This is a genomic window from Streptomyces sp. NPDC127097, assembly GCF_042724075.1.
In the GTDB taxonomy this organism is placed as follows: Bacteria; Actinomycetota; Actinomycetes; order Streptomycetales; family Streptomycetaceae; genus Streptomyces.
On record NZ_JBHXFI010000069.1, the window covers coordinates 18,365 to 35,702 of the forward strand.

Sequence of the window (17,338 nt, forward strand, 5' to 3'; positions counted from 1 at the left end):
CGGCACACCGCTCAAGGGGGGCTGACGGGTGCCCAGAGCCGGCCGGCGTCGCCCGCGGCCATGCTGCCCCGGTACTTCTCGATCTTGTGGTCGATCATCTTCAGGTTCTCCTGGGTCTCCGCCAGCGCGGCCAGGACGTCGGCGCGGTGGGCTTCCATGAGGGCGAGCCGTTCCGCCTCGTTGCCCGGTCCGGCGGCGACCAGTTCGGCGTACCGGCGGATGCCCCTGATGGGCATGCCGGTGGCGCGCAGCTTGGTGCAGATGACGATCCACTTGAGGTCGGGCTCGCGGTACCGGCGGCGGCCGCCGCTCGTGCGGTCGACAGGGCTGACGACCAGACCGGCCCGCTCGTAGTACCGGAGCGTGTGTGCGCTCACTCCGGTGCGGCGGGCCGCCTCGGCGATGGTCACGCCCTCCGCGGGCACCGCGCCGGGGCGCGCTTGGGGTTCGGTGGCACCGGATGCTGAGTGCTGCTTGATTTCGAGCACGCTCTAAATCCTAGCGTCGGACCATGAGTTCACCCGTGCTTGCCCCCGTCGCGGCCGTCGAAATGAGCCCGCGCCGCAAATCCCTGGTGCTCGCGATCTGCTGCGTGAGCATCGTCGTCGTGGTGATGGACATCTCCATCGTCAATGTCGCGCTTCCCAGCATGGGCCGCGACCTGCACGCCTCCGAATCCGGCCGCCAGTGGGCGGTCGACGCCTACACCCTGGTGCTGGCCGCGTTCCTCGTCCTGGCCGGAGCCACCGCTGACCGGGTCGGCCGGCGGCGGGTCTTCCAGGCCGGTCTCGCGGCCTTCGGCCTCGGGTCGGTGCTGTGCGGACTGGCGCCGGACATCGGCTGGCTGATCGCGGCGCGTGCGCTGCAAGCGGTCGGCGGGACCATGCTCAACCCGGTGGCCATGGCGATCGTCGCGACCACGTTCACCGGTGCCGCCGAACGGGCCCGGGCCATCGGGGTCTTCGCCTCGATGTCCGGACTGGCGCTGGCGCTGGGACCGGTCCTCGGCGGCGGGCTGGTCGATGCCCTCGGCTGGCGGTCGGTCTTCTGGATCAACGTCCCGATCGTGGCCGTGGCGATCGTGTGCGCCGCGCTGTTCGTACCCGAGTCCCGCGCCGAACGGGCCCGCCGGTTCGACCCCGTCGGGCAGGTACTGATGGTCCTGGTCCTGGGCTGCGTCGTCTACGCGATCATCGAGTCCGGCGCGCTCGGCTGGACCTCGCCGGTCATCATCGGGCTGCTCGCCGTCGCCGCGCTCGGCGTGGCGGGCCTCCTCGGATATGAACCGCGCCGCGCCGACCCGCTCCTGGAACTGCGCCTCTTCCGCAGCGTGCCGTTCAGCTCCGCGATCGTGATGGCGCTGTTCGCCCTGTGCGGCTTCGGCGCGTTCCTGTTCGTGACCACCCAGTACCTCCAGGACGTGCGCGGGCTGTCACCGGTGGCGGCCGGGCTGTGCCTGCTCCCGGTCGGGCTGCCGGTGCTGGTGGTGGCGCCGCTCACCGGGCGCGTGGTCGGCGCGCGCGGTCCCCTGTTACCGCTGGTGGTGGCAGGTGCGGCGCTGGCCCTCGGCGGCGGCATGTCGCTGGGGCTCGGCCCGGAGACTCCGCTGCCGGCCGTGCTGGCGGTCCACCTGTTGTTCGGCGTCTTCCTCGGCGCGGTCAATCCGCCGATCACCAACGCGGCGATCTCCGGGATGCCCCGCTCGATGGCCGGACTGGCCGGCTCGCTGGCCTCCACCGGCCGCCAGACCGGCACCGCACTGGGCGTCGCGATCTCCGGCACCCTCATCGGCCCGCAGCTCGCCCATGGCGGAGCGGCGTTCACGGGCGCGGCGCATCGGGTGTGGTGGATGCTCGTCGTACTCGGCGTGGGCGTCCTCGTCCTCGCCGCGATCAGCTCCGGCCGGTGGGCCCGCGCCACCGCCGAACGTGCGGGCACGAGGGCCGATTCCCACCCGTGAGGCGGGAGTTGCGCGTGGCGTCGCCGAGGGCGGGGCGGGTGGGACGCCCCGCTACTGGCGGGCCAGGGAGCGGGTGATGCCCGTCGCGATCGTCGTGGCCAGCGTCCAGCCCGTGACGACCAGCAGATACGAGAGCCACTGGTACCAGCCCCGCGGTGCGAAGGCCCCCTCCTGTCCGAAGCCGATGATCGGCATCAGCAGATCGAGGGTGTAGAAGAAGGGGTTGAAGTCGGGGGCCTCGTCGGTCTTCAGCGGGCGTGGCGGGTGCAGGGCGAAGGCGAGGGCGCCGATGAGCAACAGGGCCAGCAACCAGCCGGCGGCACGCATCGGCCGGAAGCCGTAGCCGACCGTGGCGTCCTGAAGGTGACCCCAGACCTTGGCGTACCAGGGCAGGGTGCGGCGATGGCGGCGGAGTTTGGCCAACTGGACGGTGCGGGCGGCGGCTTCGTCGCCGGCCGCACGGTAGGCGCCGGCGAGCTGCTCGTACGAGTACGACACATAGCCCGCGCGCTCGCGCTCCAGCACCGGCAGCCGTTCCTCGGCGGGAAGGTGCGGGAGCAGCGAGCCGTAGGTGAGCCGGTCGAGCTTGACCTCGTCCGGCCAGACCTCCGGCGGGACGTACAGGACGTCGAACTGGGCGCGGCGGAGATTGACCGTGCCCACCACGGGCTGCGCCTCGCGCAGCCACATCTCGCCCGCGACGCAGCTGCTGACGCGTAACGCCACCCCACCGGGGTTGGCGAGGGCGGCATAGGCGAGGTTGAGCTGCCCACCGATCCGGGCACCGCGCAGGTCGACCCGGCCGTGGGCCCGCAGCCGCATGGCGTGCACGTCGGTGCCGACGCCGAGCGTCTCGGCCTCCAGCGCGTGACCGCCGGGGGCGTTGAGCCGTGCGTCGTCGAGCGTGACCTGTCCGCCGACGGTGGCGCCGTTCAGCCGGATCCGGCCGTGGGTGACCAGGCCGGGAGCCCAGAGGTCGGTGCCGATGTCGGCGTGGTTCAGCTGGAGCACGGGTTCCTGCGGCGGCTCCGTGGCGGCCGGATCGCCGAAGTGGGCTCCGTTGGCGAAGACCGCACCGGATATCTGCGCCCCGGCCAGCCGCACCGGCCCCTTGATACGGCAGCAGGTGAGGCGCAGCACTCCGTCGACGTGCAGGTGTCCGGCCGTGAGACCGGGCAGGACCGAGTCGTTCAGCGCCAGGATGCGCAGCTGTGCGCCGTACAGATCCGGGGTCTCCTCGAAGGAGCAGGACCGCAGCCGTACCGGGTGCTCGACCCTGCCGTACTTCAGGTTCAGCTCCCCGGTGATGCGGGCGCCCCACAGTTTCAGCCCCGCTATCTCGCCGTCCCGTGACGGCCCGTTGAGCAGCAGCACCCGGAGCACCGCGGCGCGCACGGTCCGCTCGGGGCCCCAGGTGGCGCCGTCGGCGGGGTCCTCGTCGGCGTTCTCCCGGAAGTCGACGCCCTCGCCGAGGGGGAACGCCTGCCAGACACGGCGTTCCGCTGCGGTCAGCTCGGTGATCTCCACCGGCCGGATGCTGTCGCGCGGGTCTACGCACTGTCAACCAAGAACCAGGAGGCCAGGCCCACTTCATGTCCCGCGCCCCGCTCAGGAGCCAGGTGCCCGCCCCGGGGCGGCCCCCAAGGACCGCCCCGGGCTCCGCTCACGGCCGTACGAGGATCTTCCGCCCCTCGCCCGCCCGGAAGCGGCCCAGCGCCTCCGCGTAGTGGTCCAGCGGGAGCCGGTCGCTGATGAAGACCTCCGGGTCCAGGACGCCCGCCGCGAAGAGTTGCGCGGCGCGTTCATAGCTGTGCAGGACGGCCATCGAGCCGGTGATGGTGATCTCCTGGTTGTAGATGCGGTAGGGCTCGATGGTGGCGCGGGCGGCGTAGTCGGCGACGCCGAACTGGAGGAAGGTGCCGCCCTTGCCGACCCGCCCCAGAGCGTCCTGGATGGCGTGCTCGTTGCCGGTGGCGTCGATCACCACGTCCCAGCCGCGCGGGCGGTCCAGCTCGTCGGCGGAACCGGCGGCGGCGCTGCACCCCAGGGTGCGGGCGGTGGCCAGCCGCTGCGGGTTGATGTCGACGACATCGACCCCGGCCGCGCCGGTGCGCTTGGCGAGTTCGAGCATCATCAGGCCCATGGTGCCCGAGCCGTAGATGAGGACCCGGGTGCCCAATTGCTGGGAGCGCAGGATGTCGTAGCCGCGTACGGCGCAGGAGAGCGGCTCGATCAGCGCCGCGTCCTCGGTACGGATGTGCTCGGGCAGCTTGACGCAGTTGCCGACCGGGGCCACGGCGAACTCGGCGGCGCCGCCCGCCGTGGTCACGCCGATGGCGGCCCAGCGCTCACAGAGGTTGTTGCGGCCGATGCGGCAGTAGTGGCACTCGAAGCAGTAGAGCGACGGGTCGACGGCGACCCGGTCGCCCTCGGCGAGTTCGGTGACCGCGCTGCCGGTCGCCACGACCGTACCGGCGAACTCATGGCCCGGCACGACCGGCAGGGTGGGCGCGAACTCGCCCTGGAGGATGTGCAGATCGGTGCCGCACAGCCCGCAGGCGGCGACCGAGACCACGACCTCGCGGGGGCCGGGCGCCGGGTCCTCGACGGTGGCGACCTCGACGGTCCCGGGGGCGCTGATCACTGCGGCTTTCATTTCACGGCTCCAAGCGACAGGCCCTGGACGAGTTTGTCCTGGGCGGCGAACCCGGCGACGATCACCGGGAGGGAGATGACGGTGGCGGCGGCGCACACCTTGGCCAGGAACAGGCCCTGGCTGGTCACGAGTCCGGTCAGGAACACCGGCGAGGTGCCGGCCACGATCCCGGTCAGGACCCGCGCGAACAGCAGCTCGTTCCAGCTGAAGATGAAGGAGATCAGCGCCGTGGCCGCGATGCCCGGCATGGCCACCGGCGCCACGATCCGGGTCAGCGTGGTGGTCAGTCCCGCACCGTCGATCGAGGCGGCCTCCAGCATCTCCACCGGCACCTCGGCGAGGAACGAACGCATCATCCACACCGCGATCGGCAGATTCATCGAGGTGTAGAGGAGGACCAGCAGCCAGATGCTGTCGAGCATCCCGGTGTTCTGCGCGACGAGGTAGACCGGCAGCAGCCCGGCCACCAGCGGCAGCATCTTCGTGGACAGGAAGAAGAAGAGGACATCGCTCCACTTGCGCACCGGCTTGATGGCGAGGGCGTAGGCGGCGGGTACCGCCAGCAGCAGCACCAGCACGGTGGCGACGACGGAGGCGGTCAGCGAGTTGATCAGCGGCGGCCAGGGGCTGACACCGCTGCCCGCGCCGAAGAACTCGCGGTAGCCGTGCAGACTCAGCCCGGCGCCGACGCTCGGCGGGTTGGTCGCCGCGTCCGTCTCGCTGTGGAAGGACGTCAGCACCATCCAGGCGACCGGCAGGAAGAAGCCGATCCCGCACAGCCAGGCCACCAGGCCCAGCAGGGTGCCGGTGTGGCGCCGGCGCCGGGTGGCGGGGGAGCCGGGGCGGCGCGGGGCCAGGAGCGGGCGGTTCATCGGGTGACCTCCTCGCGCAGCAGGGACGAGACGGTGCGCAGCGCGAAGGTCGCCACCAGCAGCGAACACAGCACCACGACGACGCCCTGTGCGGACGCCCGTCCGTAGTCATGGGCCTGGTAGAAGGTCTGGTAGATGGTGTATGGAAGGTTGGCCGTGCCCAGGCCGCCGGACGTGATGGTGAACACCGCGTCGAAGTTCTGCACGACGTACACCGTGCCCAGCAGCGCGGCCAGTTCGAGGTAGCGGCGCAGATGCGGCAGGGTCAGATAGCGGAAGATGTCGAAGGCGGAGGCGCCGTCCATCCGGGCCGCCTCGATGGCGTCGGTGGCCCGGCTCTGGAGCCCGGCCAGCAGGATCAGCATCATGAACGGCGTCCACTGCCAGATCAGCGACACCTCCACCGCGGCCAGCGGGGAGTCGGTCATCCAGTCCGGCTGCGGCGGGTCGTCACTGCCGAACAGCCGCCAGATCCAGGTCAGCGAGCCGTTGAGCAGCCCGTACGAGGCGTTGTACAGCGCATGCTTCCACAACAGGGCGGAGGCGACGGGGACGACCAGGAACGGCGTGATGAGCAGGGTGCGGACGATGCCGCGCCCGCGGAAACCACGGTCGAGCAGCAGTGCAAGACCCAGCCCGAGCAGCAGGCTGACCAGCACCACGGTCACGGTCAGCAGCACCGTCGTGCCCACCGAGGCCCGCATCGCGGGATCGGTGAAGACCGCCCGGTAGTTGTCGAAGGCGGCGAAGCCGCGGTTCTCGGGCGCCAGCGCGTTCCAGCGGGTGAAGGAGATCACCACGGTGGCCACGAACGGCAGTTGGGTGACGATGACGAGGAAGACCAGCGCGGGCAGCAGCGGGGCGCGGCGGGCCCAGTTCTTCGCCCGCTCGGTGCGGCGGGCACGGGCCGCCGGGTCACCGCCGCGGTGCACGGCGGCCACCTCGGCCGCGGGGGCCGGCTCAGTGGTCCGTATAGGCATCGGACACCTCCTGCGCCGGTCGCCGGCTGTTCTTCAGGGCCTCGGACACGCTCTGCTTCCCGGCGATGGCCGAGCTGATCTCGTGGGACACCTTGGTGCCCAGGTCGGCGAACTCGGGGATGCCGACGAACTGGATGCCGGGGGCCGGGCGCCGCTGTACGCCGGGGTCGCCGGGCCGGGCCGAGCGGATCGCCCGCTCGGTCGGGCCGGCGAACGCCCCGGACGCCTTGACGTAGGCCGGATCGCGGTACAGGGAGGCCCGCTTGCCGCCGGGCACGTTCGCCCAGCCCAGCTCGCGGCCCACCAGCCGTTCGTAGTCCTTGCCCGAGGCCCAGCGGATGAACTTCCAGGCCGCGTCCTGGTGCTTACTGGCCTTCTGTACGCCCCACGCCCAGGTGAAGAGCCAGCCCGCGTCCCGGGTCCGCTCCACCGGCGCCGGTGCGTAGCCGACCTTGCCCGCGACCTTGGAGCCGTCGCCCTCCAGCGAACCGGCGCCGGCCGTCGCGTCGTACCACATGGCGACCTTGCCCTGCTGCATGTCGTTGAGGCACTCGGTGTAGCCCGCCTGCGGGGCGCCGGCCTCCCCGTGCTTGCGGACCAGATCCACGTAGAACCGGGTGGCCCGGGTGAATTCCGGGCTGTCGACCCGCGGCCGCCAGTCCTTGGTGAACCACGTTCCGCCGAAGGTGTTGACGACGGTGCTCAGCGGGGCGGCCAGCTGGCCCCAGCCCGGCTGGCCGCGCAGACAGATCCCCTTCATGTCCTTGCGGAAGCCGTCCAGCTTCGCCGCCAGGGCGGCCACCTGGTGCCAGGTGGGCCGGGCGGGCATGGTCAGCCCGGCCTCCTTGAGGAGGTCCTTGCGGTACATCAGGAACGAGGACTCGCCGTAGAAGGGCTGTGCGTAGATCTTGCCGTCGGCGGCCGTGAGGGAGGAGCGGACCGGGGGGAGGATGTCGCCCTGGTCGAATGCGCGGTCCTTGGCGGCGCGGGTGCCCAGCTCGGTCAGCCAGCCGTTGCGGGCGTAGATGGGCGTCTCGTAGTTGCTGACGCTCGCCACGTCGTACTGCCCGGCCTGGCTGGAGAAGTCCTGGCTCATCTTGTCGCGCAGATCGTCCTCCGGCAGCACGGTGAAGTTGACCTTGATGCCGGTCTCCTTGGTGAAGTGCTCGGCGGTGAGCCGCTGGAGATCCACCATCTGCGGGTTGTTGACCATCAGGACGTTGATGCTGCGGCCGCTCTCGTTGCCCGCGTCGCCGGCGCCGCGGTAGCAGCCGGCGGTGGACAGCGCCAGGGCGACGGCGAGGGCGGTCAGCCCTAGGGAGCGGGCGCCGCGGCCTGGTCCGGGGGGTCGTGCTCTCACGGCTCGTACCTTTCTGGGGACAAGAGGGGTGCGTGTCCGGCAAATGCCGCACAAGCGGCGGTTCCGGGGCGTACGGCGCCGTTTCGCGGGTACGCCGGGGAGCCGTCCGACGGCCGGCGGTGCGGGCCCGGCCTTCGGCGGTCAGCTGTGGGGGATGTGGTGCCGCGGTGCGGGGCCGGTCGTCCGGCGGCCCCGGCCGCGGTCAGACCCGGAGCACCTGCGGCCCCAGGAGCGAGTAGCGATGCGCCTCCGGCGCGGACAGTCCCGCGTCGGTGACGATCGTGTGGAAGTCACGAACCTCGGCGAACCGGCAGAAACTGCTGGCGCCGAATTTACTGTGTACCCCGACCAGCACCCGCCGCCGTGAGGAGCGGACGGCCTGCTCCTTCACCTCGGCGACCGCCGGATCCGGGGTGGTCAGACCGTGCTCCCGGGAGATGCCGTTCGCCCCCATGAAAGCCAGGTCGATCACGAACCGGGCGAGCATGTCGCGGGCCCAGGACCCCACCGTCGCCTGCGTCCCGGAGCGGACCCGGCCGCCGGCCAGCAGGACGGTGGTGGATTCGGACGCCGCGACCAGCGAGGCGGTCCGCAGCGATGCGGTGATCACGGTCAGCGGGCGGTCGGTGGGCAGCAGCGTGGCGACCAGCTCCGGGGTGTAGCCCTCGTCGACGAACACCGTCTCGGCCTCGCCCACCAGCGCCGCGGCGGCCGCCGCGATCCGGCGCTTCTCGTCCACCTGCTGGGTCTCCCGCCGGGCCAGCGTGGTCTCGAAACCGGCGCTCTCGACCGGGTAGGCCGCGCCGTGCGTACGCCGGACCAGGCCCCGGCGCTCCAGCTCGCTCAGGTCGCGCCGGACGGTTTCCCGGGCGACCCCGAATTCCGCCGCGGCCTCGGCGACCTCGATCCGGCCGGACTGCCGGGCGAGCGCGAGGAGGCGGTGCTGGCGTTCCTCGGCCCTCATGGTTCACTCCTGCCGCTTTCCGTGTGCTTCCGGTCTGCGTTCGGTCACGAGGTTGCCCGTTTCCGCCCGCATCAGGTTTATAGCAACAGGAGCGGGTCCGCAGGCTGCCCGTCGCGGCAAAAAACCTGACCGTTTCCGCCCGCTTCCGAACGCTGTCAGCTTGGCCGTACGCACGAACGGGTGCCCGTACGGCACGTGGGGAGGGTCCGTCCGGGCGCGGCGGGCCGGGGCGGAGTCCGGGCCGGGCGTTGTGCGCCCGCGGCCCACCGCGGTGGTGCGGCCGGCGGCGGCCCTTAGTCTGGACGGCATGAGCTCGGAGATGCGGTCGTTGGCGGTCACTGCGATCGTGCAGGCGGAAGAGTGTGCGGTGTTGCGGGTGAGCGGAGAGCTGGACCTCCGTACCGAACAGGCATTTCTGGCCGAGGCCCGGGAGGTGGTCTCGGCCGGCCACCGCTTCCTGGTACTCGATCTGACCGCGCTGCGCTTCTGTGACTCACGCGGGCTGAGCTGCCTGCTCGCCCTGGAATGGCTCTGCCGGCGCCTGGAGGGCAGGCTGCTGCTGGCCTCGCTCGGCGTACGGATGCTGCGGCTGCTGGTCGGCACCCAGTCCCTCGGCGTCTTCTCCTGCTACCCCACCGTCGGCCATGCGCTGACCGCGGTCCCCGACGCCAGCCGCCCGGCGTGGCCGCCCGCGGTGGCGGACCCGCCCGCGGAGGCCGACGAGATCTGAGCCCGGCGGCCCGCCGTCCCGGTGGCCCGGCGTCGGCGGCGGGCCGTTGAGCGGCTGGCCCGCCGTCCGGGCAGCTCACCGGCCCGGACGGGCGCGGGCGCGCGGCGGGTGGCTACTCGGCCCGGCCGAGGTCCCGGACGAGCGTGGGGGAGGGGCGGGGGATCTCACCGAAGTCCTCGTCGTCGCTGTCCACGACGAGACGGTTGATCACATTCTCCAGCGCGGTCGGCAGGGTCGGGGCGAGCCCGCTGTGCCACTGGACGAGGAGGTTGTGCCGGGCCGCGTCCGGCAGCAGCTGCTTCTCGTCGAACGCGGCCACCGAGCGGCGCTCCTCGTCCGGCGCGTGGGCGGCCTGCTCACGCCAGTAGGCGGCGTCGCGGTACTCGCCGTTGCGGCGGTGCGAGAGATACAGGCAGTAGGCGGCCGTCCGGCTGCCGGCGCCGGCGCCGAAGTGCCACCAGAAGTGCGCCGCGTCGGTGCGCCCGGTGATGTGCAGCAGACAGGCGAAGACCAGCGCGCCCTCGGGGTCGATGTGATGGTCGTCGACCAGCCGTTCCAGACTCGCCGCGGCCGCCGCGGCATTGACGACCAGCGCACAGGCCAGCTGGAGCTCATGGGTGGCCTCGTCCCGGGCGCTGGGATAGGTGCTGGGTGCGCCCTGGTCGGCCCGTGCCGTCCGCACCGCCGTCGGACGACCCTCCGCGGCCGCCGGCCCCGTGCGTGGGGAGGCGCCCAGGCAACGGAGCGCGCCCGCGTCATCGAGGTCGCGGAACCCGGCCAGATCATCGATTCCGGAGACCGCCGCGGCCGCGCTGAGCAGTGTCTCGACGGTCTCGCGGCGGTCGGCGGGACGGGTGTGCCACATGGTCAGTTCCCCCTTGCGTTTCCCTGATCGATACCGAGCGCGGCGGCGAGCTTGCGCTTGCCGCGGCTCGCATAGGAGCGGACGGTGACTTCGTCGACGCCGAGCAGCGAGCCGATCTGGGCGTCGCTGTACCCGATGACATGGCGCAGCACGATCACGTCGCACTGCCGCTCCGGCAGCCGGGCGATCGCCGCGTAGAGCCCCAACTGGCTCTCCAGCATCGCGAATTGCTGCTGGCACTCGCGCAGCAGGGCATGGGTGACGACGGCGAAGGCGGCGGTCTCGGTGAGTGCGGTGGGCTGCTGGTGGTCGTACAGCCACTCCACGACGCGTTCCTTGAGGACCGACCAGGCGTACGCCTCCACCGACGCCTGCCGTAGCGCGTGCGGCCACAGCCGGCCGAGCTGCCCGTACGCGGCCCGGGTGACCTCCCGGGCCGCGGCCTGGCTCCCCGTGTGCAGATAGGCGTAGGTCAGCCACTTGCGCGCATGGGTGGCCAGAAACGCCTCGAAGGTGATCGACAGCCGGTGGTCGAACGGGTCCGACGCGGAGACCGGGAGCGAACAGCGGGGGAGTGACGATAACTCCGCGGTACGGGCCTGCGCCGGAGCGCACGCCGGCGGCGGTCGGTCCCGGTCTGCGCTCACAAGCCGTCCTCGTTCCGTTGGACATGCACCGAGCCGGGCGCCGAGGCGCCGCCGGCAGCGGGAGAGCGGTTGCTCTCACCTTCCAATGAACCGGAAAGTGAGCCCGTTTGTGGCATCGGCAGGGCAAAAATCCGCCGCTGCGTATTCATATGACTACGCACGACCGTGGCATGTGACCGCGCATGACCACGACATGTCCGCCCGTCATGGGACGTGTCGGTGTGCTCCGGCACGATCCGTGACATACGGGACACCACGCGCCAACGGCCGGGCGTGCGGCGTTGTTTGACGCGCTGTCGGCGGCGCGCGGCGCACGGAACGGGCATCATGGTGCGCGGGGGAGGCGCCGGGCGGGATGCCGGATTGGGGAGGCAGCGCACGATGAGTGAGCACGATTCCGTGGTGGACCTACAGCTGGACCGGGCCCACTCATCCCGGATCTATGACTATTTCCTGGGCGGCAAGACCAACTTCCTGGCCGACCGGCTGGCCGCCGGGAGCGTACTGGGCGTCTTCCCCGCCGCGCTGGTCGCCGCCCGCATCAACCGCGAGTTCATGCACCGCGCCACCCGGGTCCTCGCCGCCGCCGGTCTGTGGCAGTTCCTCGACATCGGCACCGGCATCCCCACCCCGCCGAACCTCCACGACATCGCCCAGGGCATCGCCCCCGCCGCCCGGGTCGTCTACACCGACAACGACCCGATCGTCCTCGCGCACGCCGCGGCCCTGCTGATCGGCACCGCCGAGGGCCGTACGGCGTATGTCCAGGCCGATGTCAACGACCCCGAGGGCATCCTCACCGCGCCCCAGCTCCTGGACACCCTCGACCTGACCCGCCCGGTCGCGCTCAGCCTGAACGCCCTGATGCACTTCGTCCCCGACGACGGCGAGGACCGCGCCCACACCATCGTCGAGACCCTCAAGGCCGCACTGCCCAGCGGCAGCACCCTGGCGCTGAGCCATGCCACACCGGACTTCAGCCCCGAGGCGATGCGGAAGATCGTCAAGATCTACGGTGATGCGGACACCCGGCTCCAGTTCCGCTCCCGCGCCGAGGTCCTGCGCTTCTTCGACGGCTGGGAGCTGCTGGAACCGGGCCTCACCCTCTCCCACCAGTGGCGCCCCGACCGCCCCGAGGACGCCACCCATGTCACCGACGCGGAGGCCGCCTGCTACGCGGGCGTCGCCCGCAAACCCTGAGCGGGCGCGGCCGGCGGCCTCCCACGTGGCGTTCCTACTCCTTGCGGTAGCCGTACGCCTCCCCGGCCGCCGCCGCGACCGCGTCCAGATCCGCCCCGGCGGACGCGGTGACCACGGCGGCCACCGCACCCTCCACGAACGGCGCGTCCACCAGCCGTGCGCCCTCGGGGAGTTCGTCCCCCTCGGCGATCAGCGCCTTCACGGTCAGCACGGCGCTGCCCAGGTCGACCAGGACCGCCACCCCCGCACCACGGTCCACCGACCGCGCCGCCTCGGTGATCAGCTCCGCACTTGTGCCGAGACCGCCGTCCGGGGTACCGCCCGCGGCGGCCACCGGCACCGTGTCCCCGCCGCCGGCCAGCCCGACCGCCAGCGTCGCCACCGACTCCGCGACCGGCCCGCTGTGGGACACCAGCACCACCCCGACCCGCGCGCCCTCGCCGCCGGCCGTCCCGTTCGTCGTCCCCTCGCTCACTTCGCCACCTCCGCGAGCGCCGCGAACAGCAGCGCCGAGGACGTCGCCCCCGGATCCTGATGTCCGATACTGCGTTCCCCCAGATAGCTCGCCCGGCCCTTTCTGGCCTGCATCGGTACGGTGGCCAGCGCACCCTCCTGGGAGGCCGCGGCCGCCGCGTCGAAGGAGTCCGCGAGCGCGGTGACCCCGGGCGTCAGCGCATCGAGCATCGTCTTGTCGCCCGGCGCCGAACCGCCGAGCTGTCCCACCGCGGTCACCCCGGCGGCCAGCGCGGACCGCAGCTCCGCCGTTGATACCTGCGGCGCCTCACCCAGCGTCTTGCCGGCGCGCCGCAGCAGCGTCCCGTAGAGCGGTCCGGACGCCCCGCCCACACTGGAGATCAACTGCCGTCCGGCGGCGGTCAGGACGGCACCGGGCGTCGCCGGCGGTTCCGTCTCCAGCACCTTGACCACGGCCGCGAAGCCGCGCTGCATGTTCTTTCCGTGGTCGGCGTCACCGATGGGTGAGTCCAGCTCGGTGAGCCGGTCGGCCTCCCGGTCGATGACGTCGGCGGCCGCCGTCATCCAGCGTACGAAGAACCCGGCATCCAGCACCGTTTCGGACACGGACTACTCTCCTTGGTTGTTCAGGCACTGAGTAAGAAAGCGATTTGGGTACGGGTCCGAGGCCCGCTCACCGTCCCCAGCGAAGCCCCGCCGTCTGCACCGGCGCGTCCCACAGCCGCAGCAGCTCCCCGTCGACCTGGCACAGCGTCACCGAGCAGCCCGCCATGTCCAGCGACGTCACATAGTTCCCGACGAGCGTACGGGCCACCGCGACGCCTCGCTCGTCGAGCACCCGGCGGACCTCCGCGTTGAATCCGTACAGCTCCAGCAGCGGGGTCGCCCCCATGCCGTTGACCAGCACCAGCACCGGCAGCCGCGGATCCAGATCCTCCAGGATCGCGTCCACCGCGAAGTCCGCGATCTCGTGCGAGGTCATCATCGCGCGGCGCTCGCGCCCCGGCTCACCGTGGATCCCGACCCCCAACTCCAGCTCCCCGGAAGGGAGATCGAAGGTCGGGCTGCCCTTCGCCGGGGTCGTACAGGCGCTCAGCGCCACCCCGAAGCTGCGCGAGGACGCGACGACCTGCCGGGCCAGCGCCTCCACCCGCTCCAGCGGCATGCCCTCCTCGGCCGCGGCACCGGCGATCTTCTCCACGAAGAGCGTCGCCCCGGTGCCGCGCCGCCCCGCCGTGAACGTCGAGTCGGTCACCGCGACATCGTCATCGATGAGCACACTGGCCACCTGCACCCCCTCGTCCTCCGCCAGCTCCGCCGCCATCTGGAAGTTGAGGACGTCCCCGGTGTAGTTCTTCACGAGGAACAGCACGCCGTGGCCGCTGTCCACGGCCGCCGCGGCCCGCACCATCTGATCGGGCACCGGCGAGGTGAAGACCTCGCCCGGGCAGGCGGCGTCCAGCATGCCGGGCCCGACGAACCCCCCGTGCAGCGGTTCGTGCCCACTGCCGCCCCCGGACACCAGCGCCACCTTCTCCGCCACCGGCGCGTCCCGCCGCACGATCACCCGGTTCTCGGCATCCACCACCAGCTCGGGGTGCGCCGCCGCCATCCCGCGCAGCGCATCCGCGACCACGGTTTCCGCGACGTTGATCAGCATCTTCATGGGTACCTCCTGGTGAGCTGGCAATCGGGTCGCTGACTGGCGTTTGCCCAGGTCAGGCTGTGGTGATGCATCGCTATCGATCTTGGCGGTCTCGGGGCGGCGGGGGAAGGGGTCCGGCAGTACGGATGCCGACTTCGTACTGACTCTTCTGAGGGATTGCCAGGAGCGTTCCGTGCGGCCTCGACTGAGCCTGGCCCCGGTGGCTCCAGTATCGGACCGTGAGCGTGCCGACGGCGTTGTTACGTACGGGTGTCGTTTCGCGCCGTGCGGTGTTCACCCGGCGGGATAATCGATTATCTGCCTGATCGTCTCCGCAGGACCTCGCCAGGGAGCAAGGCGTGAGCGTGTTCACGAGCCGGTCCTCGCGCCCGTCCCCGAGCCCGGCCGGCCCGACCACGAGCCCGTCCATCAAGTCCGACGCGAGCGCAGCCGGAAGCCCGGCCACCAGCCCACGCACGAGGACGGTCCCGATGTCGTGTGAGGGGCACAACAGGGATTTTGCCTGGTTCGGGCACAACCATTCGGGGTCGTCGGGGATCCCACTTCCCGTCACGAAAACTTCCGGTCCTCGTCTTGAGGCCGACAGCTTCGAGGAGCAACCCCGACATGCCCGAGACGGGCCGCGGATCCGCCCCGCGCTTCAGCATCATCGTTCCGGTCTACAACGTGCAGGGCTATCTTCGCGCGTGCCTGAACTCGCTGCTGGCGCAGGACTTCTCCGACTTCGAGGTCATCGCGGTCGACGACTGCTCGCCGGACCGCAGTGGCGAGATCCTGGCGGAGTTCGCCGCCCGCGACCCGCGGGTGATTCACGTACGCCACGAGGAGAACGGCGGCATCGGCGCGGCCCGCAACACCGGCGTAGAGCGGGCACGCGGCGACTATCTGCTGTTCCTCGACAGTGATGACACCTTCACCGCGGGCGCGCTGCGGGCCATGGCCGAGCGGCTGGGGGAAGCGGAGGACCCGGACCTGCTGCTCTTCGACCATGTACGGACCTACTGGTGGCACGCGGTCAAACCGAGCGCCGTCCGGGAACTCCTCGCCGAGGCCGGAAAGGAGGTCTTCAAGCCCGCCGAACGCACCGAGTTCCTGCATATGTTCGCGGTGGTGTGGAACCGTGCCTTCCGGCGTGACTTCTTCGTGGACAACGGATTCCGGTACACCGACGGGCTCTACGAGGACGCCCTCATGGTCTACACGACGATGCTCACCGCCGAGCGTGCCGTATGTCTGGACCACGCCTGCGTGGAATACCGCCAGCGCCGGCACGGCAATTCCATGAAGACACCGGGCCGCAAGCACTTCACGATATTCGACCAGTACCAGCGGCTCTTCGACTTCCTCGACGGCCGGCCGGACCTCGGTCATCTGCGGCCGCTGTTCTTCGAGCGTATGGTCAGCCACTTCCTCTTCACCGGCGCGCGGGAGAGCCGGGTGCACGTTCAGGACCGGCCGGAATTCTTCCGCCGTTCCGCGGCGATGTACCGGCGGCACAAGCCCGCGGGATTCACCCCGCCCCCGGAGGTCGACGCCCTTCAGTTCCAAGCCCTGGAACGCGGTTCGTACCGCGTCTTCCAGGCGCTGAATCTGGTGAGCCGTACCCGGAAGAGTGGCCGGCAGCGCCTGCGCAAGGCCCAGCGCGCCATGAGCAAGCGGGCCGCGACGAGCTTCTACCGGATGCAGCTGAAGCGCCCCATCGACCAGAACCTCGCCGTCTTCAGCGCCTATTGGAATCGCACCCCCTCCTGCAATCCACTGGCGATCTACGAAAAGGCCAAGGAGCTGGCCCCGCAGCTGCACGGGGTGTGGGTCGTGCGCGAGGACGTCGTGGACACCGTGCCGGACGGGATGGACCACGTCGTCGTCAACAGCCGGCGCTACTGGGAATTGATGGCGCGCGCGAAGTACTTCGTCAACAACGTCAATTTCGCCGACGACGTGGTCAAGCGCAAGGGCCAGGTCCATCTCCAGACCCATCACGGCACCCCGCTCAAGCGGATGGGTATCGACCAGCAGAAATATCCGGCCGCCGGCAAGGGAATGAGCATGCGCAAGCTGCTCGAACGCGCCGACCGCTGGGACCTGTCCGTCTCTTCCAACCGGCACACGAGTGAGCAGTGGGAGCGGGTCTATCCCTGTAGCTTCGAGTCCATCGACGCCGGCTATCCGCGCAATGACGTCTTCTTCCGGACCGGGGCCCGGGAAATCCTGGACATCCGCGAGCGGCTGGGAATCGCCCCCGGCAGCACCGCCGTTCTCTACGCCCCGACGGTGCGCGACTACCAAGTCGGCTATGTGCCGCAGCTGGACCTGGAGAAGGTCACCCGCGAACTCGGCCCGGACGTCGTCCTGCTGGTCCGTACGCACTACTTCTACGGCCAGGACCCGCACCTCCAGAAGCTCCAGGAGGAGGGTGCGCTGATCGATGTCTCCCGGCACCCCTCGGTCGAGGAGCTGTGCCTCGCCGCGGACGCGCTGATCACGGACTACTCGTCGATCATGTTCGACTACGCCTGCCTCGACCGGCCGGTCATCAACTACGCCGACGACTGGGAGACCTACGTCCGCTCCCGCGGGGTCACCTTCGACCTGCTGTCAGGAAAGCCGGGAGACACCCCGGGGATCGTCGCCACCAGCGAGGACGAGCTGATCGAGGCGTTCCGCAGCGGCCGCTGGAACGGCCCCGAGGCGGCCGAGCTGCGGGCCGCCTTCCGCGCCCGCTTCTGTATGTGGGACGACGGCCACGCCGCCGAGCGGGTGGTCAACCGGGCCTTCCTCGGCAACCCGGAACTGGTCCCGGCTCCGATTCCGCTGTCCGAGCGCACCGTCGCGCCGTCCCCGTCCGAGGCCGCTCGCGCCGTGCGGGGCGGCGCCCTCGTCTCCGGGGCGGACACCACGTCCGGCCGGCCGGACGTCGAGCTGACCAGCTGACGGAGCCTGCGCCGGCCCCGGCGCCGGGCC

16 protein-coding genes are annotated in these 17,338 nt (G+C 71.0%); 4 read left to right on the top strand and 12 right to left on the bottom strand.

Annotated elements, in window-relative coordinates; all coding sequences use genetic code 11:
* Positions 1–11 precede the first annotated feature (11 nt).
* A complete protein-coding gene (locus ACFWJW_RS33310) occupies positions 12–488 on the bottom strand; it encodes a MerR family transcriptional regulator (RefSeq protein ID WP_387248150.1) in 477 nt (158 codons plus the stop codon).
* Between the two features lie 23 nt (positions 489–511).
* Between ACFWJW_RS33310 and ACFWJW_RS33315 the strand changes: the two genes are divergently transcribed.
* Positions 512–1,960: an MFS transporter gene (locus ACFWJW_RS33315; RefSeq protein ID WP_387248153.1), complete on the top strand. Its 1,449-nt coding sequence runs from the start codon at positions 512–514 to the stop codon at positions 1,958–1,960.
* A 51-nt stretch (positions 1,961–2,011) separates the two neighbouring features.
* Here the strand turns inward: ACFWJW_RS33315 and ACFWJW_RS33320 are convergent, their stop codons facing one another.
* The 6 genes from ACFWJW_RS33320 to ACFWJW_RS33345 all read right to left on the bottom strand — a co-directional run bounded on the left by ACFWJW_RS33320 (position 2,012) and on the right by ACFWJW_RS33345 (position 8,792).
* Positions 2,012–3,487, bottom strand: a complete 1,476-nt coding sequence (locus ACFWJW_RS33320; protein WP_387248156.1) for a membrane-associated oxidoreductase — start codon at positions 3,485–3,487, stop codon at positions 2,012–2,014.
* Positions 3,488–3,623: 136 nt separating this feature from the next.
* A complete protein-coding gene (locus tag ACFWJW_RS33325; protein WP_387248158.1) occupies positions 3,624–4,616 on the bottom strand; it encodes a zinc-dependent alcohol dehydrogenase family protein in 993 nt (330 codons plus the stop codon).
* Positions 4,613–5,488 (bottom strand): carbohydrate ABC transporter permease, encoded by an 876-nt coding sequence (locus tag ACFWJW_RS33330; protein WP_387248160.1) that lies wholly within the window; start codon positions 5,486–5,488, stop codon positions 4,613–4,615. The genes ACFWJW_RS33325 and ACFWJW_RS33330 overlap by 4 nt, the downstream gene beginning before the upstream one ends.
* Positions 5,485–6,468 (bottom strand): carbohydrate ABC transporter permease, encoded by a 984-nt coding sequence (locus tag ACFWJW_RS33335; protein WP_181018699.1) that lies wholly within the window; start codon positions 6,466–6,468, stop codon positions 5,485–5,487. Before ACFWJW_RS33335 ends, ACFWJW_RS33330 begins: the two co-directional genes overlap by 4 nt.
* Positions 6,449–7,828, bottom strand: coding sequence for an ABC transporter substrate-binding protein (locus ACFWJW_RS33340; protein ID WP_387248162.1), 1,380 nt, complete (start codon positions 7,826–7,828; stop codon positions 6,449–6,451). The genes ACFWJW_RS33335 and ACFWJW_RS33340 overlap by 20 nt, the downstream gene beginning before the upstream one ends.
* A 202-nt stretch (positions 7,829–8,030) precedes the next feature.
* On the bottom strand, positions 8,031–8,792 hold the full coding sequence (locus ACFWJW_RS33345) for a DeoR/GlpR family DNA-binding transcription regulator (protein ID WP_387248164.1): 762 nt from the start codon (positions 8,790–8,792) through the stop codon (positions 8,031–8,033).
* 307 nt (positions 8,793–9,099) lie between these two features.
* Here ACFWJW_RS33345 and ACFWJW_RS33350 point away from each other — a divergent pair, with 307 nt between their 5' ends.
* Complete coding sequence (locus tag ACFWJW_RS33350; protein WP_387248166.1) at positions 9,100–9,522, top strand: STAS domain-containing protein; 423 nt, start codon at positions 9,100–9,102, stop codon at positions 9,520–9,522.
* Between the two features lie 112 nt (positions 9,523–9,634).
* Here the strand turns inward: ACFWJW_RS33350 and ACFWJW_RS33355 are convergent, their stop codons facing one another.
* Both ACFWJW_RS33355 and ACFWJW_RS33360 read right to left on the bottom strand, forming a co-directional pair.
* A complete protein-coding gene (locus tag ACFWJW_RS33355; protein ID WP_387248168.1) occupies positions 9,635–10,387 on the bottom strand; it encodes a hypothetical protein in 753 nt (250 codons plus the stop codon).
* 2 nt (positions 10,388–10,389) lie between these two features.
* Positions 10,390–11,034 carry an RNA polymerase sigma factor gene (locus ACFWJW_RS33360; protein WP_387248170.1) on the bottom strand — a complete coding sequence of 215 codons (645 nt, stop codon included), beginning with the start codon at positions 11,032–11,034 and terminating at the stop codon, positions 10,390–10,392.
* Between the two features lie 381 nt (positions 11,035–11,415).
* Between ACFWJW_RS33360 and ACFWJW_RS33365 the strand changes: the two genes are divergently transcribed.
* Positions 11,416–12,234 (top strand): SAM-dependent methyltransferase, encoded by an 819-nt coding sequence (locus ACFWJW_RS33365; protein WP_387248172.1) that lies wholly within the window; start codon positions 11,416–11,418, stop codon positions 12,232–12,234.
* Between the two features lie 34 nt (positions 12,235–12,268).
* Here ACFWJW_RS33365 and dhaM read toward each other — a convergent pair whose 3' ends face one another.
* From dhaM to dhaK, 3 genes are all read right to left on the bottom strand, one after another.
* Positions 12,269–12,709: a dihydroxyacetone kinase phosphoryl donor subunit DhaM gene (dhaM, locus tag ACFWJW_RS33370; RefSeq protein ID WP_387248174.1), complete on the bottom strand. Its 441-nt coding sequence runs from the start codon at positions 12,707–12,709 to the stop codon at positions 12,269–12,271.
* The gene (gene dhaL, locus ACFWJW_RS33375; protein WP_387248182.1) at positions 12,706–13,302 is read right to left on the bottom strand and encodes a dihydroxyacetone kinase subunit DhaL; all 597 of its coding nucleotides are present in this window, start codon (positions 13,300–13,302) and stop codon (positions 12,706–12,708) included. Before dhaL ends, dhaM begins: the two co-directional genes overlap by 4 nt.
* A gap of 79 nt (positions 13,303–13,381) precedes the next feature.
* On the bottom strand, positions 13,382–14,374 hold the full coding sequence (dhaK, locus tag ACFWJW_RS33380; RefSeq protein WP_387248176.1) for a dihydroxyacetone kinase subunit DhaK: 993 nt from the start codon (positions 14,372–14,374) through the stop codon (positions 13,382–13,384).
* 606 nt (positions 14,375–14,980) lie between these two features.
* Here dhaK and ACFWJW_RS33385 point away from each other — a divergent pair.
* The gene (locus ACFWJW_RS33385; RefSeq protein ID WP_387248178.1) at positions 14,981–17,308 is read left to right on the top strand and encodes a CDP-glycerol glycerophosphotransferase family protein; all 2,328 of its coding nucleotides are present in this window, start codon (positions 14,981–14,983) and stop codon (positions 17,306–17,308) included.
* Positions 17,309–17,338 lie beyond the last annotated feature (30 nt).